Genomic DNA, 25,601 nt, shown 5'->3' with positions numbered 1-25,601 from the left:
CAATTTTACAAGAAAGGGTATACTGATGAGTCGTAAAGAGATAGATGCTGAAAAGTAAAAGAAAGTAAACTTCCTATATGAGAAAGAACTGACTGATTGACCAGTTCTTTCTTTTTGCAGGGAAGGCAGTTCAATTTGCCACTTGTCAAGTCTGTGCTTTTCGAGTATGATAAAGACAGTTAGATTATTCGGAGCTTGGCTTTCAGAGAAAGGATTTTTTATGACAGAAGAATTGCTACCCTATAAACGTATGCCGCTGTGGACGGCTGAGACCATGCCAGAGGCGGTAAAGAGAAAGCACAATACCAAAGAGGGAACTTGGGGCAAAATCACTGTTCTCAAGGGACGCCTTAAGTTTGTCGAGATGTCAGAGGAAGGTGAGGAGCTGGCTGAGCACATCTTTGAGGCTGGTCAGGACAATCCTTTTGCCCAGCCCCAAGCTTGGCATCGGGTCGAAGCATTGACAGATGATTTGGAATGGTATTTGGAGTTTTACTGTCGGCCTGAGGATTATTTCCCTAAGAAATACGGCAGCAATCCAGTTCACTCAGAGGTTTTGGAAGCTATGCAGACAGTCCAGCCAGGGCGGGCTTTAGATCTAGGCTGTGGTCAAGGCCGCAATGCTCTCTTTCTGGCCAAGCAGGGCTTTGAAGTGACGGCTGTAGATCAGAATGAGCTGGCACTGGAGATCTTACGGAGCATTGTGGAGCAGGAGGATTTAGATCTGCCAGTGGGTAGCTACGACATCAATTCAGCTAGTCTGACCCAGACTTATGATTTGATCGTTTCCACCGTTGTCCTTATGTTCCTGCAGGCGGAGCGGATTCCGGATATTATCCGAAATATGCAAGAGCATACAGCGCTTGGCGGCTACAATCTCATCGTCTGTGCCATGGATACAGAAGACTTCCCATGCTCTGTTCCCTTTCCTTTTACGTTTAAGGAAGGCGAGCTTGCCGAGTATTATAAAGACTGGGAGCTGGTTAAGTACAATGAAAATCCTGGTCACCTCCATCGACGTGATGAAAACGGCAATCGAATTCAGCTGCGTTTTGCGACTATGCTGGCTAAAAAGGTTTAGTAGAAGACAGTGGGACAGAAGTTGATTTTTTAAAATTTAGTTTTGCTCACTTATTTTGAGGTTCAGGCTTAAAAGGTCTGATAGACAATTTAAATTGTCTCAGATTCAATATTTTTTGAACATAATAAAGCTAGACTGAGGCATTTTTGTCTTAGTCTTTTTTATTTTAGTAAAAAACTTTAGAAATATTTTAGAATTTCTTGAGAAATATCTGAAGTTTAGAGGTTATACTAGAAAGTGCAAGGAGGAGAGAAAAGAGCTGGAAGCAACAGGACAGCTGGTAGAAAACTTTAGTTTTATTTAAGTGTGAGTCTAGAGCAGATCACTTTTAAAAGCAGACTGAAGAATCTTATTTTCTCTTCTTGCGGCAAATTTTTCCAGACCTTCAGTTTTCTGTTGACGAGGAAAAAAGAATATGTTAAAGTAAATGAGTAAAATAAAAAAGTCAATTATATTTTACTTAATATAAAAGGAGGAACTCATGAAGAAAAGAACGAAAATCATTCTAACTTCTACGTTGACTGTGACCGGCCTAATCTTGGCTGCCGGTGGCTATTGGGCTTATAAGACCTTTGTCCCTCAGGAGACACCGATCGATAAGAATGCCACAGTGAGGACCAATTACTATCAAGCCATCAATAAAAAATGGCTGGAAAAGGCAGAGATTCCTAGCGACCAGCCGTCTAACGGTGTGTTTTATGAACTGAACGAGCAGGTCAAGGATAAGATGAAGGCGGATGTCAAAAATCTAGTCTCTGGTAAAGAAAAGTCAACGATTGAAGGCATGCCTGAGTTTATCAAATACTACCAGCAAGCTACGGACTTCAAGCAGCGGGAAAAGGATGGCTTAGCCCCTCTCAAGTCCTATCTCAAGGAAATTGAAGACTTGTCCGACCTGAAGGACCTAGCTGGCAAGGCTGTTGACTGGGAAAAACGCGGTTTGGCTCTGCCGTTTACCTTTGAAATTAGTTCTAACCTAGAAAATACCAATCAGAAACAAGTGAATCTGTCCAGTCCAAGTCTTATGCTGCCGGATAAGAGCTACTATGAAGATGAAGCTGCCAAGAAAAGGATGATGGATCCGCTGGAAAAAGCATTCAAAGAAGCCTTGCAAAAGCTAGGCTATAGTGAAAAAAACAGCGAAAAGATTGTCAAAGAAGCCTTAGAATTTGATGGAGAACTGGCCAAATATGCCCAAAGCAATGAAGAAACTTCGGAAATTAAAAATCTTCACCATCCTAAGACGGCAGAAGACATCAATGCCTACTCTGATACCTTTAAGTTTCACGATATTATCAATGACTATCTAGGCCAGGAATCTGGTGATGTCAATGTACCTAACCCTAAGTATTATGAAAATTTTGCCAAGGTAGTTAATGACAAGAACTTTGGCAAGCTCAAATCTTGGATGCTTGTGAAGCAGGCAGCATCAGCATCTAGTTTTCTAACTGATGACTATCGGCTGATTTTTGCAGAGTACCAAAAATCCTTGCAAGGTACTAAGGAAGCAACTTCAAAAGAAGATGCAGCATACAATCTGACAACAGGAACTTTTTCAGATGTCTTTAGTCTTTACTATGGTCGCAAATATTTCGGTGAAGAAGCCAAGCAAGAAGTGACCCAAATGGTCAAGGATATCAAGGAAGTCTATCGGGAACGTATGCTGAAAAACGAATGGCTATCAGAAGAAACCAAGCAGAAGGCAGTCAAGAAGCTGGATACTATGAAACTCTATATCGGCTATCCTGAAAAAGTTCGCGAAGTGACTAAGGCCTTGAAGGTAGACGATAAAAAATCCTTCTTTGAGAATGCAATTGCTTTGAGTCAAGCAAAACATCAATATGATGTTGAGCACTTCTCTGAGCCAGTAGACAAGGACGAGTGGGTGATGCCTTCCTATGATATCAACGCTTACTACTCACAGGAAAATAACAGTATCAACTTCCCAGCCGCAATCCTGCAGAATCCATTCTTTGATGTTAAGCAAGAGATGGAAAAGAACTATGGCGGTATCGGTATGGTTATCGGTCACGAGATTACTCACGCCTTCGACTCAAACGGTGCAAACTTTGATGAAGAAGGAAATTTGAATAATTGGTGGACAGAAGCAGATAAGAAAGCTTTTGACAAGAAAATTGAAGCTGTTACCAAGCAGTGGGATGGTATTGAAATCTACGGTGGCAAGGTCAATGGCAAGCTTACGGTAACAGAAAATGTAGCCGATGCGGGTGGACTTTCAGCTACTCTCGAAGTTGTTAAAAAGAAATATCCAGATGCAGACTTGAAGAATTACTTTGAAAACTATGCCAATATCTGGAGAAGCAAGGCTAGTCTGCAATTTAACCAACTTCTCCTGAAGGTAGATGTTCATGCTCCTTCCGAGCTGCGGGTCAACCAGCAACTCAAAAATGTAGAGGCCTTCTATGAAACCTATCCAGAAATCAAAGAAGGTGATGCCATGTATCTGGCTCCAGATAAGCGGGTCAGCGTATGGTAAAATTGCTTGTCTAGGAAAAGATGAGAAAATAATCTAAGCTATGAAGCACAACCAGTTTGGTAATAGGAGAGAAGTTCGTTCTCTTTCTCTTATCCATTCTTTCCTGCGACACCTGTGCGGCTGCGGGTTGTGCCTCCGCAGCCACGTGTCTTTAAAGTCAGATTTTATCTGGCTTTTTTCTATTTTGAAATGAATTATTTATCTAGTAAGTCTTATACGTCAAAAAATGAAATCGCTTGCAAAACCTGGAGTAAAAGGCTATACTGAATATAGTATTTAATTTTGTAATTTTTCACAAAAAAACAAAGGAGATATTTTTATGAAAAAAATATTGTTTCGTTCCTTGTTAGCTCTTTCGACCATTTTTCTCTTTCCTTTCCAAGTGGTCGAAGCCTGCACAGGATTTATTGTCGGGAAAGACCTGACGGCAGACGGCACAACGCTTTACGGTCGGACAGAGGACTTGGAGCCCAATCACAATAAGGTCTTTCTGGTTCATCCGAGAAAGACTAATGCGAGTGGTGCCAAGCTGGTCGATGAAACCAACGGCTTTGAATGGACCCTGCCGGCAGAAAGCTACAAGTATACCTCGGTATCAGATGTGACCCCATCCCAAGGTATTTTTGACGAGGTTGGCTTCAATGAGTACGGTGTTTCCATTTCAGCGACTGTTTCTGCCAAGGCTAATGATGCCATTCAAAAGGTGGACCCTTATGTAGAAAATGGCTTGGCAGAGTCTATCCTGACAACTGTCGTTCTTCCCCACGTTCAGACAGCCCGCCAGGGTGTGGAGCTGATGGCGCAGATTGTCAGAGAGCAGGGAGCAGCAGAGGGGAATATTATCACCATTGCTGATAAGACTGGTGTCTGGTATATGGAAATCCTATCTGGCCACCAATATGTTGCTATTAAATTCCCAGATGACAAGTATGCTGTATTTCCTAATACTTTCTTCTTGGGCAGTGTTGACTTTGACGATACAGAAAATGTCATTGCTTCAAAAGGTGTTCAGGATGTAGCCAAGCAAGCTAATTCTTATAAAGAAATTGACGGCAAATTCCATATTTCTCAGTCCTACAATCCACCGATGGCAGAGGCAGATCGTTCACGTGCCTGGGCAGGTATCACCAGTCTAGATCCAAATGCGGCCGTGTCTTATAACGACTCTTACTTTGATCTCATGCACTCCACAGACAAAAAGATCAGTGTAGCAGATGTCATGGCTATGCAGCGCAATCGCTTTGAGGGCACTCAGTTCAAACCGCTGGACCAAATGGAGCTAGATGGTAAGGGGCTGCCACAACGCGGTACGACAGATCCTGTTTACAAATATCCGCTGGGCAATCCAAATGTCATGGAAGCTCATATCTTCCAGCTCAAAGACGGCGTTCCAGCCAATATGGGCGGAGGCACTATGTGGCTAGCTGTAGGAAGCCCGCGCTTCTCACCTTACCTGCCTTATAATGGTAATATCACAGATACTTACGATGCTTATAAGGTCAATACAACGAGCTACAGTCCAGACTCTTGGTACTGGGTAGCATCTCATATCTACGATATGGCAGCCAAGCATCAGGACCTCTTTGGTACTTCTGTCCAAGACAAGTGGAAGGATTTGGAAGCCCGCTTTATTGAGGAGCAAAATGCTCTAGATGTAGCCAATGCAGCTCTGCCAGACTCTTCAGCAAAAGTTACAGAAGAAACACAGGCTCGAGCAGCGCAAGTCTTTAAGGAAATGAAAGAGCTGGAAGCTGAAATGGAAGCTAAGATCAAGGAAGCAACAAAAACTACTCCTTCCAGCTCCAGCAAAGATTCTAGCAGCTCTTCGTCATCTCAAAGCTCGTCAAGTTCTTCCTCTTCAGCAACTTCTAGCAGTTCTGATACACGGACGGAAGTCAATGTAGAAAATGACAGCTTGGTGGATGTCGTAACTGGCATTCGATTGAAAAATGCTGACTTAGTCAAGTCCGGTCTTCAGCTGTCAGTGAAAAAACTGGAAAGCAAGATTCAGCCGACAGATACCTATGACATTAGCTTGACCGATCCGAATGGTCAGCCGGTGCATCAGGTCAGTCCAACACTTGTGACGATTCCAGTTCGCAAAGACTTGCCAGTAGATGCCGTCTATGCTCTGGATGAAAATGGCAAACAAGTTGAGAAATTTGATGTAACGGTTAATCAAAACCAGACTATCAGCTTCACGACCAATCATTTCTCTGTTTACCAAGTGCAGTATCGAAATGAGCAGTCCGTCAAGGCCAAGAAAAAAGACCTGCCCTCAACAGGTGAGCAAGTCACTATCATGGGGATTGCAGGTTTGATTATCCTAGCAGGAGTCTTCTTCCTTTTGAAGAAAGCAAAGAAAAACTAATCTAAAATAAAAAGAAGGCCGAGCAAAATGTTCGGCCTTTCTTGGTGAAAAAACGATTTTTGTTCAGGCTATCCTTCAAGCTAGAGCCTTTATCTTAAATAATCATAGTTATAAGTAGTCAAAATTATGTCAGTGAGTTCTTCAGGTTCTTCTTGAGCTCCGCCGGCTATCCAAAGAGAAATAATCCCCTCAACACTGGATAGGAAGATTTCCAAGGCGTATTTCTGAGGGATGTGAAAGTTCTCCTCTAAAAAACGCTGGGTAGCAGCCTTTTGCATGTCACTCAGAATGATACTGGTTATGTACTCCCGAATAGCCCCGCGAAAGTCAATATAATGGCTTCTGGTCAGGGCATTGATAAGACGTTCATTAGCGCGCAGTATATGAAATTTTGCTATCATTAACTTTTTGGGATATTCGTTCTCCGCTTCAAACATGCTATAACTAGAAAGTTGGGAGATAATGTCGTTTTTGAGACTATCAACCATCTGATACTTATCTTGGTAGTGGAGGTAGAAGGTGCCGCGATTAATCCCTGCCCGTTTGCAGAGTTTGCTGATGGAGATAGTATCAAACCTTTCTTCTGATAGTAGCTGAATCAAGGCTTCTTTGATATCTTCCTTGGTGCTGGTTTTTCGTTTCTGGACCATTTTCTTCCTTTTTCTTAAATCAACACTTTGTTGATTTTTGCTTATTGCTTTTTATCTAAGCTCATTATATAATATCTGTGATTTAGAATCAACATCTTGTTGATTTAAGGAAACGAGCTTTGAAAAGGAGAGATGATGACATGGCTTATATTGAAATGAAACATAGCTTTAAACGTTATCAGGTAGGTGACTCAGAGATTGTTGCTAATAACGATGTTTCTTTTGAGATTGAAAAGGGGGAACTGGTCATTATCCTGGGGGCTTCTGGTGCCGGTAAGTCAACAGTGCTCAATATTCTCGGAGGTATGGATACCAATGATGAGGGAGACATCCTGATAGACGGCCAGAATATTGCTGACTACAATTCCCACCAGCTGACGGACTATCGTCGTAATGATGTGGGCTTCGTCTTTCAGTTTTACAATTTGGTGCCCAATCTGACAGCCAAGGAAAATGTTGAATTGGCTTCTGAGATTGTCAAGGATGCTCAAGATCCTGTTGCCGTTCTAACTGCGGTTGGTATGGAAAATCGCCTCAATAATTTTCCTGCGCAGTTATCAGGCGGGGAGCAGCAGCGAGTGTCCATTGCTCGGGCTGTGGCAAAAAATCCCAAGATTTTGCTCTGCGATGAGCCGACAGGGGCTCTGGACTACAATACTGGCAAGCAAGTGCTGCAAATCTTACAGGACATGTCTCGCAATCAAGGAGCGACGGTGATTATCGTGACCCACAATGCTGCCTTGGCTCCCATTGCTGACCGGGTCATCCGCATGCACGACGCGAGAGTCAAGAGTATCACAGTCAATGATCAATCACAGGATATAAGTACATTGGAGTATTGATATGAAGAGAAAGATTTATTGGAAAGATATTCTGCGCTCCTTCACTAGCTCTAAAGGACGTTTCCTATCTATTTTAATCCTCATGATGCTGGGTTCTCTAGCTCTCGTGGGGCTCAAGGTCGCTCCTCCCAATATGCGCAGAACAGCAACAGATTACTTGAAAGAACAGCGAACCATGGACTTGGCTGTTATGGCGGATTATGGTTTGGATTCGGCTGATCAGAAAGAGCTGGAAGCTATCAAGGGAGCCGATGTCGAGTTTGGCTATTTGACAGATGTCACCGTGGACGAGGAGGCTCTCCGAGTATTCTCAGATACCAAGGATATTTCAAACTTTCAAGTGACTTCTGGCCGTCTTCCTAAGAAAGAACAAGAAATTGCCCTGGCTAGCTTTTGGTCAAAAAAATATAAACTTGGTCAGGAGATTCATCTGACCGAAAAAGCAGGCGGTCGGTCAGTTCTGAAAAACAAGACCTATAAGGTCGTGGGATTTGTCAACTCGGCTGATCTCTGGTCTGATAGAAATCTGGGCAATGCGACTAGTGGCAGCGGGGCTTTATCAGCCTATGCTGTAGTCAGCCCCAAGGCCTTTAAAACAGATGTTTACACTATTGCCCGTCTGCGCTATCATGATTTAGAAAAGCTGGATCCTTTCTCTGCAAGCTATCAGGAGCGTTTGGAGCAGCACCAGACTGCTTTGGACAAGAGTCTGGAAGATAACGGAGCGGCTCGCTTTAAGCGATTAGAGGTAGATGCCAAAAGCACCATTCAGAAGGGCCAAGATAAGATTGCTCAGGCTGAGAGAGAACTGGCCCAAGGTAAAAAACAATTAGAGCAAGCTCAGAGTCAGCTAGATCAGCAAAAAAGCCAGCTAGCAGCAGCCCAAGCCGCTTCTATCCTCCCTCCTGCACAGCTCAGCCAGAGCCAGCAGCAGATTCGGGAAGCTGAGTCCCAGCTCAATCAGAAAAAAGCAGACCTAGCTCAGGCGGAAAAAGACTTATTAGCTAGCAAGGACAAGCTAGCTGACGCTAAAGCAAACTTGAATCGTTTGAAAGAGCCAACCTATCATAGCTATGACCGCAAGTCTCTGCCAGGTGGTAATGGCTATCATATGTATACAAACTCCATGAATAGTATTGCGTCGATTGGCAATATCTTCCCGGTGGTGCTCTATCTGGTGGCAGCTATGGTGACCTTTACCACCATGACGCGCTTTGTCGACGAGGAGCGAACGAATGCAGGTGTTTTTAAGGCTCTAGGCTATCATAGCCGCGATATCATTCGCAAGTTTGCTCTTTACGGTTTGGTGGCAGGCAGTCTAGGTACCCTCATAGGGATTCTGCTGGGACATTATTTCTTATCTGGAGTGATTTCTTCTATTATTACCAGAGGGATGGTGCTCTCTGCCCCTCATGCATATTTTTATATTTCCTATAGTTTACTGGCCCTTGGGCTTTCCCTTCTTTCCAGCGTTCTCCCTGCCTATTTGGTGGCAAGACGGGAGCTGAGAGAAGAAGCAGCTCACTTGCTTTTGCCCAAGCCACCAGTCAAGGGATCCAAGATCTTTTTGGAAAGACTGTCCTTTATCTGGCGGCGCCTTAGCTTTACTCAGAAAGTCACAGCTCGCAATATCTTTCGCTATAAGCAACGGATGTTCATGACCATCTTTGGTGTGGCGGGTTCTGTTGCCCTGCTATTTGCCGGCCTAGGACTCCAATCTTCTATTGGTGGTATTCCAAAACGTCAATTTGAGGAGATTCTGCGATACGACTTGATTGTTGCTGTCAATCCTGGGGAGAATCAAGCAGAGCAAGACAAGCTGAAAAAGATGTTGGCAGATGGCTCGATTACTGATTATCAGGAGATTTACAGTGAAACCTTGACGGAGAAATACAAAGGAAAAAAAGAAACAGAGTCAATCACTTTAATGGTTACGGACAAGGAAAATTTTGAACCTTTTATTTCTATGGAAAGTCCTGACAACCAGAAAAAGCTGACTCTCAAGGATGGTGTAGTTGTTTCGGATAAACTGGCCCGTATAGCTGGGGTTAGCCCCGGTGGCCGTATAGAGCTGGGTGGCAAGTCTGTCAAGCTCGCAGCAGTCAATGAGAATCATTTTGGCCATTTTGCCTTTATGAAGGCGACTGACTACCAGAAGATTTACGGCAAAAAGCCCGAGAAAAACGCTTATCTAGTGCGACTCAAAAACCCTTCTAGTAAGAATATTGTGGACAAGGCCAATGAATTTATGAGCCTCAAGTCTGTCAAGAGTGTCTCACAAAACGCTAGCATGGTGAAGCAGTTCAACGTTCTAGCTGATTCTCTTAATAATACGATGCTTATTTTGGTGGTGATCTCTGTTCTTCTAGCAGTTGTCATTCTCTACAATCTGACCAATATCAATGTAGCTGAGCGGATTCGCGAGCTGTCCACTATCAAGGTTCTGGGCTTCCATAATAAGGAAGTGACCCTCTATATCTATCGAGAGACCATTATTCTGTCAGTGATTGGGATGGCAGTTGGGCTTCTAGGTGGTTTCTTCCTGCATCGTTTTTTGATTGAGAAGGTTGCGCCTAGCATTATCAGCTTAAACCCTCAAGTAAGTTCCTCAGTCTATCTGTTTCCTCTAACAGCAGTGACTCTTATCCTGACCTTGCTTGGCTTCTTTGTCAACTATCGCCTCAGACGGGTGGATATGCTGGAAGCGCTCAAGTCTGTTGATTGATAAAAAAACTTTAAAACTTTCACTTACTTGATGGGTGGAAGTTTTTTTGAACTTTGATATAATATTCCTTGTAAAGAAAGAGAAAGACACACGATGACACGAAAAATTGCCTTATTATCCGATGTACATGGAAATAGCACAGCCTTGGAAGCAGTGCTGGCAGATGCGGAAAGCCAGCAAGTGACAGACTATTGGTTTTTGGGGGATTTGCTCCTGCCAGGAACCGGTCGCAGAAATATCTTAGATAGGATGGATCAGCTGCCCATCAGCCTCCAAGTCAGAGGGAATTGGGAAGACAGTCTCTGGCACGCTCTGCACCAAAAGCTGGATTTGAGTCGCCCCAGCCATCTCTATTTGACCCGGCTCTGCCATTTTGTCCTAGAAGAGATCCATCCAGAAGAGATCAACCGTATGCAGGAACTTCCTCTGCAAATCTTGACAGAAGTAGAGGGATTGAAGATTGCGGTCAGTCACCATCTGCCAGATAAGAATTGGGGACGGGAGTTGATTCATATTGGCGAGCAGAGTGATTTCGACCGCCTTTTTGAAGGAAACGACTGCGCTATCGCTGTTTATGGTCATATTCACCAACAGTTTCTCCGCTACGGGACTAAGGGCCAGCTGATTATCAATCCCGGCTCTATTGGTCAGCCATTCTTTCTAGATTCGGCTTTGCGTCAGGACTTACGAGCCCAGTATGCCATTTTAGAGATTGATGATACGGGTCTGGCTGATGTCGACCTTCGGCGCGTGGCCTACGATGTAGAGCAGGAGCTGAGATTGGCTCGGGAGCTCAACTTGCCTTATTATGAGATTTATCGGGAGAGTTTGGTCAATGGTATCCACCATACCCACAATCACGATCTGCTGCGGGAAATCAGTGAGCGGGAAGGCTATTCAGATGAGATTGCAGCTTTCTTAAAGTCTAGTCGTAACTCTTGAAGTTACACCATTTTTGAGCTATAATAAAAATAAAGGAAAATGATAAGGGAGAAGAAGAGATGCAGATTTCTAGCCGTTTTACCATTGCCACCCATATGCTGATTGTTCTGGCTTTGGAAGGAAAAAAACGAAAACTGACAAGTGATATTCTTGCTGGCAGTGTCGGTGTCAATCCAGTTATTATTCGCAAGACCTTGTCCCAGCTCAAGAATGCCGGGATGATTACCGTTGCTCGTGGGACTGGAGGAGCAGAGATTGCTAAAGATTTGAAAGATATTAGCCTTTTAGATGTTTATTGTGCTGTTGAGTGTCTAGGAAAGAGTGGCCAGCTCTTTAGCTTTCATGACAAGCCCAATCCAGACTGTCCTATCGGCAAGAACATTCACAATGTCTTAGACGACCGCTTGGCAGCTATTCAGGCAGCCATGGAAGCTGAATTGGCTCAGACCAGCCTTGACGAAGTTGTCGCAGCAACCGAAAAAGAAATTAAAGAACAATCTGTTTCCTAGAAAGCAGGTTGTTTTTTATTGAATATTTTTCTAAGATGTAATTATTGACATTACATTAAGATGTGCTATACTAATAGATGTAACAAAAACAATTACAATTCAGAAATAATCCTTAGGAACAAATGGCAATGTGAAAAGCCATATCAAGGAACATATCCCTGTTTTGAAGAAATAGTTTTTAAAAAAGATTGAGCAGTTGAACTAGTGACATTTAAAGTTAAAGAGAGGAGAAGAAAATGACTTTTGAATATGAAAGCAAGATTTATCTAGGAGAGGTGGCGCTTTATGTGGCTGACCTAGCAAGACAAAAGGATTTTTATAAGCGTGTTTTAGGGCTGGAACTTTTGGAAGAGCAGGACGGACAGGTAGCTTTGGGTCGGGATGGACAAGTGCTGGTGAGGCTCTTAGCGACTAGTGATCGGCAGTCAGTCAAGTCGGCTTACGGTCTTTATCATCTGGCACTTTTGCTTCCAAGCCGTCAAGCCTTAGCAGATATCCTTAAGCATTTATCAGAAAATAAAGTTCCTATGGTTGGAGGAGCAGACCACGGTTATAGTGAAGCCATTTATCTGGAGGATCCAGAAGGCAATGGCATTGAACTTTATCGGGACAAGCCTCAGGCTGATTGGGATATTCGAGAAGATGGCCGCATTATCGGAGTGACGGAAGCGCTAGCGGCTCAAGAAATCTATGAACTCGGTCAGGAAGTCCAACCGTTTAGTATTGCTTTAGGCACTCGTATGGGCCATGTCCACCTGTCTGTGAAAAATAGCAGAGCTGCTAGTCATTTTTACCAAAAGCTTCTAGGCTTGGAGGATAAATTTTCTGTACCTTCTGCTAGCTGGCTGGCATCAGGAAACTACCATCATCATTTAGCTGTTAATGAATGGGGAGGTTCTGACTTGAGTCATCGCCAACCGAAGCAACTAGGACTAGCATATTTTGAGGCGCAAGTAGAAGGAAAAGAAGACCTAGTAGCAATTTATGAAAATGCTCTGGACTTACAGGCACCAGTTCGGTGGATTAGCTCCCAAGAGCTAGAAGTCACAGACCCAGATGGGATTGTGGCAAAAATTAAGACAAGAGTGGTATAATAAAGGCATATCAAGAAGATCGAAGAAAGAAAAAATATGTACAAGACTTATTATACATCGCCGATTGGCCGGATTCTCATCTTGACGGACTCAAATGCCTTGTTGGGACTTTGGCTTGAGGGACAGAAATATTTTGGGGCAGGCTATGATTTGGAGCAAGCAGAGGAGGAAGAGACAGAAGTCAGCCGACGCGTCTTTGCTTGGTTGGACGCTTATTTTAAGGGAGAAAATCCCGCAATAAATGAAATTCCATTGGCACCTCAAGTAACTGAGTTTAGAAGCAAGGTTCTGACAGTGCTGCAGAAGATTCCCTATGGGCAAACGGCTACCTATTCAGATATTTTGCGAGAATTGCAGGCTGAGTATGGAAAAATTGGCTCGGCTAGAGCAGTCGGTGGCGCTATCGGTCATAATCCGATTTCCCTTCTGATTCCCTGTCACCGGATTGTCGGAAGCGACGGCAAATTGACCGGCTATGCCGGCGGTCTTGATAAAAAAGCCTTTTTGTTGAAACTAGAGGCAGGGGAGAAAACTGAATAAATCTTTCTACTCAAGACTTTTACCATTTTACTGGTAAGAGTCTTTTTTACGTACAGCAATAAACTAAAAATCCCCTTTGTCAGCTGTTGTAAGTGACAAAGGGGATTTTCATTAGTCAATATGCCATTGTGTGGCCAGCCAGTCGGCAAAGGCAACATAGCGCTCTTTGAGGACTTCATGATGCCCATAAGGGTCAAAGATGGAGCAGGTGGTAAGGATTTCTTTCTGAATCAAGCGATGAATTTCTTCAGCATAGAAAGGAGCCTTGGAAAGTCGGTTCGAGTGATTCGCGCCTTCAGCCTTTCCATTCTGCAAATAAACCAGACAGCCCTTGTTTTTCAAGTTCTGGGTCCGGCAATAGTCGGTAAAACCAGGGTACCAAAAGGAACCGCAGATAGAAAAGACGCAGGGGATCTTGCAGTCGCTATAGAGACTGTAAACAGCCGCTAGTCCACCGAGAGAGTAGCCACCATAGGCAATTCTCTTGTCATCCAGTCTGTAGTGCTGTCTGATTTCTGTTAATATATCACTGAAGAGCTTTTGGTGGTAGCTATCTGCTCTGCCGCCAAAATCAGGATTGCCAGGCTTTAGAGCATTGGCTTTCCAGGGTGTATAATCGTCCAGCCTGTTGTTTGATATCAGTCCGATTAAGATTACCGATGGAGAAAGCTTGCTTAGGTAGTTTATCTGTCCATCGTTTAGCAAGACAGCAGGATAAGGTCGTGATTTGTCATAATCTTGGGGCAGGGCAATGTTGACAGTGATACCCTCCCAGACAAAAGTCTTATTTATTGACAAAGTCATTGATTTTCTCGAGTGAGTCGATTACAGCGGGACCATAATCCATGAACTCATCATAGGAGATGGTCATGATATTCTGATTTTTGACCGCTGGGACATCTTCCAGAACGGAATTGGCTTTCATTAGATCAACTGCTTGCTCATCCATGGCCTTGTTGCGGTCGCTGGTTACGTAGATGATGACTTCAGGATCCATAGAGACCAGATTTTCCAAGGTCAAGTCAGAGGTTCCGGTCGCTACATTGGTATAGCCGAGCTGGTTAAGCAGGCTCTCCTGCAGGGCAGATTTATAAGCACCGAAAGTCTCATCGTTGTAGGCACACATGATGAGCGCTTTTTTCTTTTCGCCTTGGCTAGCCTTATTAGCTTTCTTGACAGTGTCAATTCTTGCCTGCAGCTGGTCAGCATACTGATTGGCCTTGTCTTGAACGTTAAAGATGGTTCCTATATTCTTGACATCTTCAACGATATTGCCTAGGTCTTGCTTGGTATTGGACAGGGAAGCCTTCTGTGTGTAGACAGGGATTTTGTTTTCATTCCAGGCACTGACTGTCCCCAGAGACTTCTCAGAAAACATCATGTTTCGGCCAAGAAGAGCGTCTGGCTCATAGGATAGGACAGTTTCCTGTGATACGGTTTTCTTGTCGCCGACTTGCGGAATAGAAGCAATATCAGCCTTGTATTTATCTGTGACATCGTTGTCTGGATTGAGCATACCAGCGATCTTGTCCTTCAATCCTAGTTCAATCAAGATTTCGGTCGTCGAAAGGTTGTTGGTGATGACCTTTTCCGGTGCCTTTTCAAAGACCTGATCAATCTCCTTGCCTTCGCCATCGTAAGTTTTGATTGTCACTGGATATTTTGTCTCTGCTGTGCTCTTTTTCGCGCTTTCAGTTTTGGAGGAAGATTGCGAAGTTGAGCTTTCTTTCGTATTTTCTTTAGATGAAGAATTGCAGGCTGCCATTGTCAGTGCAGCAGTTGCGACGAGTAAGATACTGAGTGTTTTTTTCATATTGCCTTCCTTTCTTGGGCATGGAGCTTGTATAGATAAAGCTGAAAACAGACTCTTATAGATACTGAATCATGGCCTGTCGATCCTTGGTCCAGATCACTTTGCTCTGAATGCCGTAAACGGCTTGCAGTGAATCATGGGTGATGGCCTCCTTTGGAGCGCCTTGGTATGCAATCTCACCTCCCTGCATGAGGTACAAATAATCTGAATACTGACAAGCCAGTTGGATATCGTGTAAAACTGCTAAAACATTGATGTTCAGGTCTTTCACGATACGCAGCATATCCAGCTGGTATTTGATATCCAGATGATTGGTCGGCTCGTCTAGGAGCAGTAGGCTTGGCTGCTGGGCCAAAGCGCGTGCCAACAGGACTCTTTGCTTCTCACCGCCAGACAGGGATAGATAGGTTCGGTTCCCCTTATCTAGCATATCCACCTGCTTCAAGGCATGACGGACGAGGGCATAGTCTTTTTCGCTCTCTTTTTGAAAAAGGGACAGATGCGGAGTCCTGCCCAGCATGACGATTTCTTGGACGGTGCAGTCAAACTGAAGATGGTTAAACTGAGTTACAACGGCTATTTTCTGGGCTGCTTTTTTTATGCTGACCTGTTCAAGTGGCCTTCCGTTTAGATAAATGTCCCCACTGTCGGGTTTGATTTGGCGGTAGATTGTTTTGAGCAGACTAGTTTTGCCGCTTCCGTTGGGTCCTAAAATAGTGTGAAACTGATTTCCATCGACCTTGAGTGAAATCCCTTTTAAAATCTCTTTTTGGCCAATAGAATAGTGGATATTTTGGCAAGTTAGATCCATATCAGCTGCTGACCTCCTTTCGGCTTTTGGCTACAATGTAGATAAAGAAGGGGGCGCCGACCAAAGCGGTGAAGATCCCAATCGGTAGCTCGGCATTTTTGACCAAAATTCGAGCTAAAACATCTGCCCAGACAAGAAAGAGAGAGCCGAGCAGGGTAGCGATAGGAAAGAGCCTTTTGTAGTTGGTACCGACTAATCTTCGAGCAATGTGCGGAGTGATTAGTCCGACGAAGCCGATAATACCGCAGCAGGCAACTAGCACCGCAGTCATGACTGCGACAACTGTTATATAGAGGAACCAGTAAAAACGCAGATGGACTCCCAGTGTCAAAGCTGCTTCGTCCCCCATCATCATAGTATTGAAAATACGATACTGGGAACAGAAAAACAAAAAGGAGAGACCGACAACAAGAGCCGGCAAGGCTAGATCTGACCAAGAAGTTCCAGCCAGTGAGCCCATAGTCCAGAATTTGATGGTCATAACACTGTCAGCATTGGCACCGACGGAAATGATAAAGTTGGAAAAGGCGATAAAAAGGGCATTTACAACTGTTCCTGATAATATCAGACTGCTTGTCGTCATCTTTCCCTGCATGGATGCGATAAAAAGGACCACAGCTGATGCCAGAATGGCTCCTATAAAGGCGCCTGTGCCAGTAATGGATTTGAGCCCTAAGATAATGCTTAGTGTAGCTCCGAAGGTTGCGCCCGCTGAAATTCCTAGGATATAAGGCTCTGCGATGGGATTATTGACAGTAGATTGCATGACGCTGCCACAGACAGACAGGCCAGCACCAGCTAGGATTCCCAAAAGCACTCTTGGAACCCGCATGTTCCAAACAATAGCGATTGTAGACGGAGATAGTTTGCCTGTGCCAAGGGGAAATCCGAGCTTGCTGAAAATAATCTGGTAAGTATCTTGTATGTCAATAGTGACCGATCCCAGGGATACAGCTAAAAAGAGGGAGAAAACCAGAAAAATGATGAGAAGCAAGAGCAGGCAGATATAGCGAGAAAATCTATGATTTTCTGACTTTTTGAAGAGCATCCAGACCTCCTTAACAGCAAAGATTAGAATTTTTAGACAATTTTTTCATAAAAAATTATAACATTTTTAAATCAGAAGGGCAAGAAGGGATAAAAACCTCTGATATGATAAGGATTTGTGATTCTTTCTCTTCTCAATGATGAAATCATCTTGCTAGTGTAAAAACTGTTTAGTGAGGAGCCATTGAGTTTTTCGGAAAGTTTCTGACAGACGACTTCATTGGAGGAAAAGCAGATGAACCTAAATGACTTGGTATAATTATTAGGAAACAAGAAAAAACGACAGAAAGTTTTCTATCGTTTTTTGAAATTATAAATGCTTAAGGACTAAGACAGCTATAACGATGTTTAACAATGATAGCTCAAATAACCAGAAGTCCTTTGACAAGTCCAATAATCATTCAAAATATAATATAGACTCATAAAATTCTATTCAAAATACAGTAGGTCCTTGCTAGTTTCGGTGAAGAGTTCAAAACCATTCTTAGTGACATAGCCGCAGTCCTCAATGCGGACACCGACCTTGCCAGGGATGTAAATACCAGGCTCAACAGAGAAGCACATGCCTTCTTCGATGACCATGTCGTTGCCTTCCATAATTGATGGAAATTCGTGAACATCCATACCGATACCATGGCCGAGGCGGTGATTGAAATACTCACCATAGCCCGCTTTTTCGATGACTTGCCGAGAGGCGCGGTCTACTTCATGAGCTGTGACGCCTGGCTTGATAAAGTCAAGAGCAGCTTGCTGGGCTTCCAATGTCAGATGGTAGATATCTTTTTTAAACTGATCCGGCTGGCCGACAGCAACGGTCCTTGTCATATCGCTGGCATAGCCATTGACCATGCAGCCAAGGTCAAAGAGCAGGAGAGCGTTATTTTCGACTTTATTTGCTCCGGGAATGCCATGCGGATTAGCTGCATTATTTCCCGTCAGTACCATGGTTTCAAAGCTCATCTCATAGCCTTCGCGCTTGATAGCAAAGTCAATCTGAGCGATGATATCCGTTTCGGTATTTTCCAGTGAAATATTGTCAAAACCAATATTGACAGCCTTGTCAGCATATTGTCCAGCTACCAGCATTTTCTGGATTTCATCGGCTGATTTGATCAAGCGCAAGCGGTTGACGTAAGGAGTCAGGTTGGCAAATTCTGCAGATTCAAAGACAGTTTTCAATCCATGATATTTGGTCAAAATCAAGTTATCAAACTCAAGAGCGACAGTCTTGAAGGAGTGAGCCGGAAGGGCTGCTTTAATCTTCTGCCAAGGATTTTCAGAGTCCATATAGCCAAGGACTGAAAAGGGAACAGAACCTGAAGCACGCTCAACCTCTAGAGCAGGCACGAAGAGCAGGGGTTCATGGTCAGGATAGACAAACAAAAACATCTGCCGCTCATGCGGGTCACTGTAAAAACCAGTCAGATAATTGATAGTGACTGGATCAGACAGAACAGCAGCATCTAGCTTCTCATTCTCGAGATAGTGGGTGATTTGTTGGATTTTTGTCATGGTCACAACCTTCTTTCTATGCCTCTATTTTGGCAAAAAATGTCAAAAAAAGCAAGACTTTTCAAAAACTTATCAAAATACTTGAAAGTGTTTACAAGAAGTGATAAAATGGTGAATGTAGGAAAGTGAAAACGATATTTTCAATAGAAGAAAGGAAACTATATGAACACAGACGACACAGTAACCATTTATGATGTCGCCCGTGAAGCGGGAGTTTCGATGGCGACAGTCAGTCGGGTAGTGAATGGAAACAAGAACGTCAAAGAAAACACACGTAAAAAAGTTTTAGAGGTCATTGATCGTCTTGACTATCGCCCAAATGCAGTAGCACGTGGACTAGCCAGCAAGAAGACTACAACCGTTGGCGTTGTCATTCCAAATATTACCAATAGCTATTTCTCAACCTTGGCAAAAGGGATTGATGATATTGCTGAAATGTATAAATATAACATTGTCTTGGCTAACAGTGATGAGGATGATGATAAGGAAGTATCCGTTGTCAATACTCTCTTTTCTAAGCAGGTGGATGGCATTATTTTCATGGGCTATCATTTGACAGAGAAAATTCGCTCAGAGTTTTCACGTTCGCGCACACCGGTCGTTTTGGCGGGTACTGTCGATGTGGAGCATCAACTTCCGAGCGTCAATATTGACTACAAGCAAGCAACGGTTGATGCTGTAGAATTACTGGCTAAGCGCAATAAGAAAATTGCCTTTGTCAGCGGACCGCTTGTAGATGATATCAACGGGAAAATCCGTCTATCAGGCTATAAAGATGGCTTGAAGAACAAGAAACTTTCATACAGCGAAGGCTTGGTTTTTGAATCAAAATATTCTTATGATGATGGCTACCACCTCGCGGAGCGTGTCATTGCTTCCAAAGCAACTGCAGCTTTTGTCACAGGAGATGAACTGGCGGCAGGCCTCTTAAATGGTCTGTCTGATCAAGGTATCAAAGTTCCAGAAGATTTTGAAATCATTACCAGTGATGATTCGCAAGTCGCTCGTTTCACTCGTCCTAACCTCTCCACAATCGGTCAGCCCCTCTATGACATCGGCGCTATCAGTATGCGCATGCTGACTAAGATTATGCATAAGGAAGAATTGGAAGAACGCGAAGTTCTCCTAGCTCACAGCATTAGCGAGCGTAAATCAACTCGGAAATAAGCGGTGTTCTGCAAGTCTGATTAGGAACTTCTCTGAACTTGAAAAGCGAGTGAAGAGACTAAGTCAATGACTGCTTTAATAGAGTTTCATGATTATGAAGCGAGGCTGAGGTATAGTACCTCAGCTTTTTTGTGTTTCCGTTCTGCTAGAGCGTTTTCTATATGCTATCAGGCTTTGGATGGATTTTTTATCTCATTTGCCCTTGTGGTTTTCCTTTTTATTTGATTTTCGGTATAATAGGAAGTATGAAAGTATTACTGTACCTTGAAGGAAAGTCCGTTTTGGAGAAATCAGGAATCGGCCGAGCCCTCCAGCATCAGATGCATGCCTTGGATTTGGCTGGGATTCCTTATACGACGGACGTTTTAGGAGATTATGATGTGGTCCACATCAATACCTATGGTCCCCGTAGCTTGCTTCTCCTGCATGCTGCCAAGAGGGGCAATAAAAAAGTGATTATGCATGGGCATTCGACCAAGGAGGACTTTGAAAATTCCTTTATTGGATCCAATCTCTTTGCTCCACTCTTTGGTAAATACCTGACGCACATGTATAAAAAGGCAGATTTCATTATCACGCCATCGGAGTATTCCAAGCAGCTTATCCAGTCTTATGGGGTCACTACTCCTATAGTGGCTGTATCAAACGGTATTGACCTGCCTAAGTATAAGAAAGATGCTCATAAGGAAGAAGTATTTAAAAAACATTTCAAGATTGAAGAGGGGCAGAAGGTGGTCGTCTGTGCTGGACTTTATTTCCGCCGCAAGGGGATTGAGGACTTTGTAGAAGTTGCCCGCAGGATGCCTGACGTGCGCTTTATTTGGCTGGGCTCCATCAATCTCTGGCTGATTCCGCGCAAGATTCGCCGTTTGGTTCTCTTTGACCACCCTGATAATGTCGAATTCCCTGGTTATTTTAAGGGAGCGGTTTTCCAGGGAGCCATGTCTGGAGCAGATGCTTTCTTTTTCCCGTCCTATGAGGAAACAGAAGGAATTGTTGTCCTGGAAGCCTTGGCCAGTGAGCAGAATGTTGTACTGCGCGATATTCCAGTTTATCATGGCTGGGTGGATGAGCGTTCAGCTGAGCTCTGTCATAACGTAGACGAGTTTGTCCAGTCTCTGAGAAATATCTTAGATAAAAAGGTTGACAAGCGCGAAGCAGGCTATCAGGTAGCTAAAAGCCGGTCTATTGACGATGTTGCAGATCAGTTAGTTAAGGCTTATCAAACAGTTTTGGAGATGTAAGATGCGTATTGGACTTTTTACAGATACCTATTTTCCTCAGGTCTCTGGGGTTGCTACCAGTATTCGGACTTTGAAGACGGAGCTGGAAAAATTAGGTCACACGGTATTTATTTTTACGACGACGGACAAGGATGTCAATCGTTATGAGGATTGGCAAATTATTCGGATTCCCAGCGTACCTTTCTTTGCCTTTAAGGATCGAAGAGTGGCTTATCGAGGATTTTCTCATGCCTTAGAAATTGCCCGTCAGTACCAGCTGGACATTATCCATACCCAGACTGAGTTTTCACTAGGGCTGCTGGGGATTTGGATTGCCAAAGAGCTGCGGATTCCGGTAGTACATACCTACCATACCCAGTATGAAGATTATGTGCACTATATTGCCAAGGGGATGGTCATCCGTCCTAGTATGGTCAAGTACATCGTCCGTGGCTTCATGAGTGACTTGGATGGGGTTATCTGCCCTAGCGAGATTGTTTATGACCTTTTGGTTGATTATAAAATCGAAGCAGAAAAACGGGTGATTCCGACAGGAATTGAGCTGGCGAAGTTTGAGCGACCGGAAATTTCGCTTGAGGATATCAAGAAGCTGCGTTTCAAGCTAGGACTAGCTGAAGATGAGATAATGCTGCTCAGTCTGTCCCGTATTTCTTATGAAAAGAATATCCAGGCTATCGTTGAGGCGATGCCTGCCGTCCTTGAAGAAAATGACAAAGTCAAGCTAGTCATTGTCGGCGATGGCCCCTATGCGGAAGACTTGAAAGAATTGGTTGCCAAGCTTCAGATTGAAGAAGCTGTCATCTTTACGGGGATGATTGCTCCTAGTGATACAGCCCTTTACTATAAAGCGGCGGATTTCTTTATCTCTGCGTCAACCAGTGAGACTCAAGGTCTGACTTATCTGGAAAGCTTAGCCAGCGGCACGCCGATTGTTGCCCATGGTAATCCTTATCTGGATAACGTTATCAGTGATAAGATTTTTGGGACCCTTTATTACCAAGAGCGTGATTTATCAGGCGCTATTTTAGAGGCAATTATTGCGACACCTGATATGGATGAGCAGAAGTTAGCAGACAAGCTCTACGAAATTTCAGCGGAGAATTTTGGTCGCAGAGTCTATGAGTTTTATCTGGATTTAACCATTTCCAAGGACTTCCACAACGAGCTTAGCCCAGAGGAAAGTGCTGCCAAGCGTCTGGCCAAGACAGTGGCCTATCTGCCTGGAAAAGTCATTTCTCTACCAATCAATGGCTCCGTTCGTATCCTCAAGGCTTCGAGTAAGCAAGTGAAAAAAATCAGGAATATTACTAAGTTATTAGAATAGAAACATGCCTTGCATCATTGCGGCAATAGCTATTTATGCAAGGTTTTGTTTAGAATAGAGGAGAAATCTTATGAAAAAATATCTCAAACAGCTGCCTTTGTTGCTTTTGTTCTATGGCATTGTCGTTGGTTCGGGCTTGATTTGGGAACAAATTTGGCAATATTTTATAAATAATACAGAAAGTATGGGAAGCGATTTGAACTGGCTTTCTAATCTTAATTTATTTTATTATGCTGTGCTGCTTCCTTTGATTGGTGCAGTGATTGTTTATATAAATACTCGGATGCAAGGTTTTTCACTGCCCTTTCTTCTTTTGATTCCAGGGGTTCAGTATTATTATCTATTCAAAAACTTTTTTGACGGACTTTTTTACTCAGGAGACAAGATTTATAATCCAATCACTTCCACGCTTTATAATGCTAGGGATATTCATGTCTTGTTATTCCTTTCTTTGGGAGGAATGCTGTTGGCAGAGCAATACCGTAAAAAACGTCAAGCTGCCACTTTGAGTCAAGAGGCTCTAAATCATTTTTCTGGTTTTGATGGACAATAGCTCTTGCAAATTTCTCCAATCGTGCTATAATGTTTTCTAGAGACATATCACCTGCAGGAAATCTTTTAGAGAGCGCGTGGAGCTGAAAATCGCGTAGAGGATGCAGTTGGGACTACTCTATCAGCTTTTATGCAAACATAAAACGGTGGCTACGTTAGAGCCGATTCGAGGTGTGAGTCTTTTGACTTGCATAAATGAAGGTGGAACCACGTTGCGACGTCCTTTTAGGATGTCGTTTTTTGTTTTCATTTTTCTTTTCTTGCTTTTTGAGTGGCGAGAGATGGCTTTTCCTTTGCTACAATATTATAAAAAATAAAATGAATAAAGGAGATCTGTATGGGATTCAAATTCGAAGAAATTAAAGCTTATTTAATGAAACATGGCTTAGATTCTAGCATAGCTGAGTCGCTGCATGCAGTCTATGGAACTCAGCGTTTGGGAGGCACTGCAAATGCCTACTTTTTAATTGTTTTTACTGAGACAGGAATCTACATCATTTCTATTACCCCTATGGGGAAATTAGGAGATATTGTAGGAGAATTTTCAGCAGAAGATATCCAAGCATATCAATTTAAGAAGCGCTTGTTCATGGGATATAAACTTAAGTTTTCGATGAATGATAAACAGAGTTTTGAATTTAATGTTAATAAGGTAATGATTGGTGTAGGCTGGCATAAAACTGAGCTACAAGAAATCCTAGAAATCAACTATTACAATAAAAGAATAGATTCTTAAAATATTTGGATGATAGATAAGGAGAAAACTCATGATTAAGATTACTTTCCCAGATGGCGCTGTTCGTGAATTCGAATCTGGCGTTACAACTTTTGAAATTGCTCAATCTATCAGCAATTCCCTAGCTAAAAAAGCTTTGGCTGGTAAATTCAACGGCAAATTGATTGATACGACTCGTGCCATCACTGAAGATGGTGCTATTGAAATCGTGACACCTGACCACGAAGATGCTTTAGACATCTTGCGTCACTCTGCGGCCCACTTGTTTGCGCAAGCAGCTCGCCGTCTTTTCCCAGATATTCACTTGGGAGTTGGTCCTGCCATTCAGGATGGTTTCTACTACGATACGGACAATGAAGCAGGGCAAATTTCAAATGAAGATCTGCCTCGTATCGAAGAAGAAATGAAGAAAATCGTCAAAGAAAACTTCCCGTCCATCCGTGAGGAAGTGACCAAGGATGAGGCGCGTGAAATTTTCAAAAACGATCCGTACAAGTTGGAGTTGATTGAAGAGCACTCAGAAGATGAGGGTGGTTTGACCATCTACCGTCAGGGTGAATATGTGGATCTCTGCCGTGGGCCTCACGTTCCATCTACAGGTCGAATCCAAATCTTCCATCTCTTGAACGTGGCTGGTGCATACTGGCGCGGGAACAGCGACAATGCTATGATGCAGCGGGTCTATGGTACTGCTTGGTTTGACAAGAAAGACCTGAAGAAATATCTGCAAATGCGGGAAGAGGCTAAAGAACGCGACCACCGTAAGTTAGGTAAAGAGCTGGATCTCTTCATGATTTCACAAGAAGTGGGTCAAGGCTTGCCATTCTGGCTGCCAAATGGTGCGACGATCCGTCGCGAGTTGGAGCGCTACATCGTTGATAAAGAGTTGGCTTCAGGCTACCAACACGTCTACACTCCGCCTTTGGCTTCGGTGGAACTCTATAAGACTTCTGGCCACTGGGAGCACTACCAAGAGGATATGTTCCCAACCATGGATATGGGTGATGGGGAAGAGTTTGTTTTGCGTCCGATGAACTGCCCTCACCACATCCAAGTCTATAAACACCATGTTCACTCTTACCGTGAGCTGCCAATCCGTATCGCTGAGATTGGTATGATGCACCGTTACGAAAAATCTGGTGCCCTGACTGGTCTTCAACGTGTACGCGAAATGTCCTTGAATGACGGTCACCTCTTTGTTACTCCTGAACAAATCCAAGAAGAATTCCAGCGTGCGCTGCAGTTGATTATCGACGTTTACGCTGATTTTAACTTGACAGAATATCGTTTCCGCCTGTCTCTTCGTGACCCTCAGGATACGCATAAGTATTTTGATAACGATGAGATGTGGGAAAATGCCCAAACCATGCTGCGAGCAGCCTTGGACGAAATGGGTGTGGCCTACTTTGAGGCAGAAGGAGAAGCAGCCTTCTACGGCCCTAAACTTGATATCCAGGTTAAAACAGCCCTAGGAAATGAAGAAACCCTGTCAACTATCCAGCTGGACTTCCTCTTGCCAGAGCGTTTTGACCTCAAGTATGTCGGAGCTGACGGTGAAGAGCATCGCCCAGTTATGATTCACCGTGGGGTTATCTCAACCATGGAGCGCTTCACGGCCATCTTGATTGAAAATTACAAGGGTGCCTTCCCGACCTGGCTGGCTCCGCATCAAGTGACTTTGATTCCAGTTTCTAACGAAGCCCATATCGACTATGCTTGGCAAGTGGCTAAGAAGCTGCGTGACAAGGGTGTCCGTGCTGATGTGGATGAGCGAAATGAAAAAATGCAGTATAAGATTCGTGCCTCACAAACTAGCAAGATTCCTTATCAGCTCATCGTTGGTGACAAGGAAGTTGAAGACGGTACTGTTAATGTCCGCCGCTACGGTCAAAAAGAAACACATACAATACTAGTAGACGAATTTGTAGAGCAAATCCTAGCAGACATTGCCAACAAATCCCGCGTTTAGAGATATAAATTAGGTTAGAGAAGTTCAACAAGGACTTCTCTTTTATTAAATTATATGATATAATTTTTGTGACATATAACTAGAATTTATTGTTTGTGTATCCGCAAATTGTGATGAAGTCAACTGGGTAACTAGTTTAAGATTTCGCCTGTTGAGAAGCTTGTTCAGAAAATGC

The 25,601-nt window shown here is 43.5% G+C and carries 21 protein-coding genes; 15 read left to right on the top strand and 6 right to left on the bottom strand.

What is annotated here, in order from left to right:
• Positions 1-220 precede the first annotated feature (220 nt).
• From tehB to AX677_RS00365, 3 genes are all read left to right on the top strand, one after another.
• The gene (gene tehB, locus AX677_RS00375; RefSeq protein WP_060975774.1) at positions 221-1,081 is read left to right on the top strand and encodes an SAM-dependent methyltransferase TehB; all 861 of its coding nucleotides are present in this window, start codon (positions 221-223) and stop codon (positions 1,079-1,081) included.
• A 481-nt stretch (positions 1,082-1,562) separates the two neighbouring features.
• A complete protein-coding gene (locus AX677_RS00370) occupies positions 1,563-3,578 on the top strand; it encodes a M13-type metalloendopeptidase (protein ID WP_060975773.1) in 2,016 nt (671 codons plus the stop codon).
• Between the two features lie 319 nt (positions 3,579-3,897).
• Positions 3,898-5,949, top strand: coding sequence for a C69 family dipeptidase (locus tag AX677_RS00365; protein ID WP_060975772.1), 2,052 nt, complete (start codon positions 3,898-3,900; stop codon positions 5,947-5,949).
• A gap of 89 nt (positions 5,950-6,038) precedes the next feature.
• On the opposite strand, the gene AX677_RS00360 is transcribed toward AX677_RS00365, so the two are convergent.
• The gene (locus tag AX677_RS00360; protein ID WP_060975771.1) at positions 6,039-6,599 is read right to left on the bottom strand and encodes a TetR/AcrR family transcriptional regulator; all 561 of its coding nucleotides are present in this window, start codon (positions 6,597-6,599) and stop codon (positions 6,039-6,041) included.
• Between the two features lie 140 nt (positions 6,600-6,739).
• On the opposite strand from AX677_RS00360, the gene AX677_RS00355 reads away from it, so the two are divergent.
• From AX677_RS00355 to AX677_RS00330, 6 genes are all read left to right on the top strand, one after another.
• Entirely contained in the window at positions 6,740-7,441 is a 702-nt protein-coding gene (locus AX677_RS00355) for an ABC transporter ATP-binding protein (protein ID WP_060975770.1), read from the top strand.
• A 1-nt stretch (position 7,442) separates the two neighbouring features.
• Positions 7,443-10,166, top strand: a complete 2,724-nt coding sequence (locus AX677_RS00350) for an ABC transporter permease (RefSeq protein WP_060975769.1) — start codon at positions 7,443-7,445, stop codon at positions 10,164-10,166.
• A gap of 93 nt (positions 10,167-10,259) precedes the next feature.
• Positions 10,260-11,108 (top strand): metallophosphoesterase, encoded by an 849-nt coding sequence (locus AX677_RS00345; RefSeq protein WP_060975768.1) that lies wholly within the window; start codon positions 10,260-10,262, stop codon positions 11,106-11,108.
• 59 nt (positions 11,109-11,167) lie between these two features.
• On the top strand, positions 11,168-11,617 hold the full coding sequence (locus AX677_RS00340) for an Rrf2 family transcriptional regulator (RefSeq protein WP_048778474.1): 450 nt from the start codon (positions 11,168-11,170) through the stop codon (positions 11,615-11,617).
• A 236-nt stretch (positions 11,618-11,853) separates the two neighbouring features.
• On the top strand, positions 11,854-12,711 hold the full coding sequence (locus tag AX677_RS00335) for a VOC family protein (RefSeq protein ID WP_060975767.1): 858 nt from the start codon (positions 11,854-11,856) through the stop codon (positions 12,709-12,711).
• 36 nt (positions 12,712-12,747) lie between these two features.
• Entirely contained in the window at positions 12,748-13,251 is a 504-nt protein-coding gene (locus AX677_RS00330) for a methylated-DNA--[protein]-cysteine S-methyltransferase (protein WP_004192907.1), read from the top strand.
• A 111-nt stretch (positions 13,252-13,362) separates the two neighbouring features.
• Here the strand turns inward: AX677_RS00330 and AX677_RS00325 are convergent, their stop codons facing one another.
• From AX677_RS00325 to AX677_RS00305, 5 genes are all read right to left on the bottom strand, one after another.
• A complete protein-coding gene (locus AX677_RS00325; RefSeq protein WP_004192906.1) occupies positions 13,363-14,055 on the bottom strand; it encodes an alpha/beta hydrolase-fold protein in 693 nt (230 codons plus the stop codon).
• A complete protein-coding gene (locus AX677_RS00320) occupies positions 14,036-15,064 on the bottom strand; it encodes an ABC transporter substrate-binding protein (protein WP_060975766.1) in 1,029 nt (342 codons plus the stop codon). The genes AX677_RS00325 and AX677_RS00320 overlap by 20 nt, the downstream gene beginning before the upstream one ends.
• Positions 15,065-15,119: 55 nt before the next feature.
• Complete coding sequence (locus tag AX677_RS00315; protein ID WP_060975765.1) at positions 15,120-15,875, bottom strand: ABC transporter ATP-binding protein; 756 nt, start codon at positions 15,873-15,875, stop codon at positions 15,120-15,122.
• Between the two features lies 1 nt (position 15,876).
• The gene (locus AX677_RS00310; protein WP_060975764.1) at positions 15,877-16,923 is read right to left on the bottom strand and encodes an iron ABC transporter permease; all 1,047 of its coding nucleotides are present in this window, start codon (positions 16,921-16,923) and stop codon (positions 15,877-15,879) included.
• Between the two features lie 428 nt (positions 16,924-17,351).
• Positions 17,352-18,434 (bottom strand): Xaa-Pro peptidase family protein, encoded by a 1,083-nt coding sequence (locus tag AX677_RS00305; protein WP_060975763.1) that lies wholly within the window; start codon positions 18,432-18,434, stop codon positions 17,352-17,354.
• A 162-nt stretch (positions 18,435-18,596) separates the two neighbouring features.
• Between AX677_RS00305 and ccpA the strand changes: the two genes are divergently transcribed.
• The 6 genes from ccpA (at position 18,597) to thrS (ending at position 25,426) form a co-directional block, all read left to right on the top strand.
• Entirely contained in the window at positions 18,597-19,601 is a 1,005-nt protein-coding gene (gene ccpA, locus AX677_RS00300) for a catabolite control protein A (protein ID WP_002894913.1), read from the top strand.
• A gap of 245 nt (positions 19,602-19,846) precedes the next feature.
• Complete coding sequence (locus AX677_RS00295) at positions 19,847-20,845, top strand: glycosyltransferase family 4 protein (protein ID WP_060975762.1); 999 nt, start codon at positions 19,847-19,849, stop codon at positions 20,843-20,845.
• 1 nt (position 20,846) lies between these two features.
• A complete protein-coding gene (locus AX677_RS00290) occupies positions 20,847-22,169 on the top strand; it encodes a glycosyltransferase family 4 protein (RefSeq protein ID WP_060975761.1) in 1,323 nt (440 codons plus the stop codon).
• A 70-nt stretch (positions 22,170-22,239) separates the two neighbouring features.
• On the top strand, positions 22,240-22,722 hold the full coding sequence (locus AX677_RS00285) for a hypothetical protein (protein ID WP_060975760.1): 483 nt from the start codon (positions 22,240-22,242) through the stop codon (positions 22,720-22,722).
• A 336-nt stretch (positions 22,723-23,058) separates the two neighbouring features.
• Entirely contained in the window at positions 23,059-23,457 is a 399-nt protein-coding gene (locus tag AX677_RS00280; protein ID WP_060975759.1) for a hypothetical protein, read from the top strand.
• A 31-nt stretch (positions 23,458-23,488) separates the two neighbouring features.
• The gene (gene thrS / locus AX677_RS00275; RefSeq protein ID WP_060975758.1) at positions 23,489-25,426 is read left to right on the top strand and encodes a threonine--tRNA ligase; all 1,938 of its coding nucleotides are present in this window, start codon (positions 23,489-23,491) and stop codon (positions 25,424-25,426) included.
• The last annotated feature ends 175 nt before the right edge of the window (positions 25,427-25,601 follow it).

It is taken from the genome of Streptococcus sp. CCH8-C6 (genome assembly GCF_001557225.1).
GTDB classification, from domain to species: domain Bacteria; phylum Bacillota; class Bacilli; order Lactobacillales; family Streptococcaceae; genus Streptococcus; species Streptococcus sanguinis_C.
Note: the sequence above shows the minus strand (reverse complement) of the source record. Positions and strands in the feature narration are given on the sequence as shown.

What these genes read in the sequence shown, in the direction of transcription:
- AX677_RS00355 (WP_060975770.1), top strand. Translation starts at nt 6,740, where the DNA reads ATGGCTTATATTGAAATGAAACATAGCTTTAAACGTTATCAGGTAGGT.
- AX677_RS00365 (WP_060975772.1), top strand. Translation starts at nt 3,898, where the DNA reads ATGAAAAAAATATTGTTTCGTTCCTTGTTAGCTCTTTCGACCATTTTT.
- AX677_RS00310 (WP_060975764.1), bottom strand. Translation starts at nt 16,923, where the DNA reads ATGCTCTTCAAAAAGTCAGAAAATCATAGATTTTCTCGCTATATCTGC.
- thrS (WP_060975758.1), top strand. Translation starts at nt 23,489, where the DNA reads ATGATTAAGATTACTTTCCCAGATGGCGCTGTTCGTGAATTCGAATCT.
- ccpA (WP_002894913.1), top strand. Translation starts at nt 18,597, where the DNA reads ATGAACACAGACGACACAGTAACCATTTATGATGTCGCCCGTGAAGCG.
- AX677_RS00350 (WP_060975769.1), top strand. Translation starts at nt 7,443, where the DNA reads ATGAAGAGAAAGATTTATTGGAAAGATATTCTGCGCTCCTTCACTAGC.
- AX677_RS00370 (WP_060975773.1), top strand. Translation starts at nt 1,563, where the DNA reads ATGAAGAAAAGAACGAAAATCATTCTAACTTCTACGTTGACTGTGACC.
- AX677_RS00325 (WP_004192906.1), bottom strand. Translation starts at nt 14,055, where the DNA reads ATGACTTTGTCAATAAATAAGACTTTTGTCTGGGAGGGTATCACTGTC.
- AX677_RS00340 (WP_048778474.1), top strand. Translation starts at nt 11,168, where the DNA reads ATGCAGATTTCTAGCCGTTTTACCATTGCCACCCATATGCTGATTGTT.
- AX677_RS00290 (WP_060975761.1), top strand. Translation starts at nt 20,847, where the DNA reads ATGCGTATTGGACTTTTTACAGATACCTATTTTCCTCAGGTCTCTGGG.
- AX677_RS00345 (WP_060975768.1), top strand. Translation starts at nt 10,260, where the DNA reads ATGACACGAAAAATTGCCTTATTATCCGATGTACATGGAAATAGCACA.
- AX677_RS00330 (WP_004192907.1), top strand. Translation starts at nt 12,748, where the DNA reads ATGTACAAGACTTATTATACATCGCCGATTGGCCGGATTCTCATCTTG.
- AX677_RS00360 (WP_060975771.1), bottom strand. Translation starts at nt 6,599, where the DNA reads ATGGTCCAGAAACGAAAAACCAGCACCAAGGAAGATATCAAAGAAGCC.
- AX677_RS00280 (WP_060975759.1), top strand. Translation starts at nt 23,059, where the DNA reads ATGGGATTCAAATTCGAAGAAATTAAAGCTTATTTAATGAAACATGGC.
- AX677_RS00285 (WP_060975760.1), top strand. Translation starts at nt 22,240, where the DNA reads ATGAAAAAATATCTCAAACAGCTGCCTTTGTTGCTTTTGTTCTATGGC.
- AX677_RS00295 (WP_060975762.1), top strand. Translation starts at nt 19,847, where the DNA reads ATGAAAGTATTACTGTACCTTGAAGGAAAGTCCGTTTTGGAGAAATCA.
- AX677_RS00320 (WP_060975766.1), bottom strand. Translation starts at nt 15,064, where the DNA reads ATGAAAAAAACACTCAGTATCTTACTCGTCGCAACTGCTGCACTGACA.
- AX677_RS00335 (WP_060975767.1), top strand. Translation starts at nt 11,854, where the DNA reads ATGACTTTTGAATATGAAAGCAAGATTTATCTAGGAGAGGTGGCGCTT.
- AX677_RS00315 (WP_060975765.1), bottom strand. Translation starts at nt 15,875, where the DNA reads ATGGATCTAACTTGCCAAAATATCCACTATTCTATTGGCCAAAAAGAG.
- tehB (WP_060975774.1), top strand. Translation starts at nt 221, where the DNA reads ATGACAGAAGAATTGCTACCCTATAAACGTATGCCGCTGTGGACGGCT.
- AX677_RS00305 (WP_060975763.1), bottom strand. Translation starts at nt 18,434, where the DNA reads ATGACAAAAATCCAACAAATCACCCACTATCTCGAGAATGAGAAGCTA.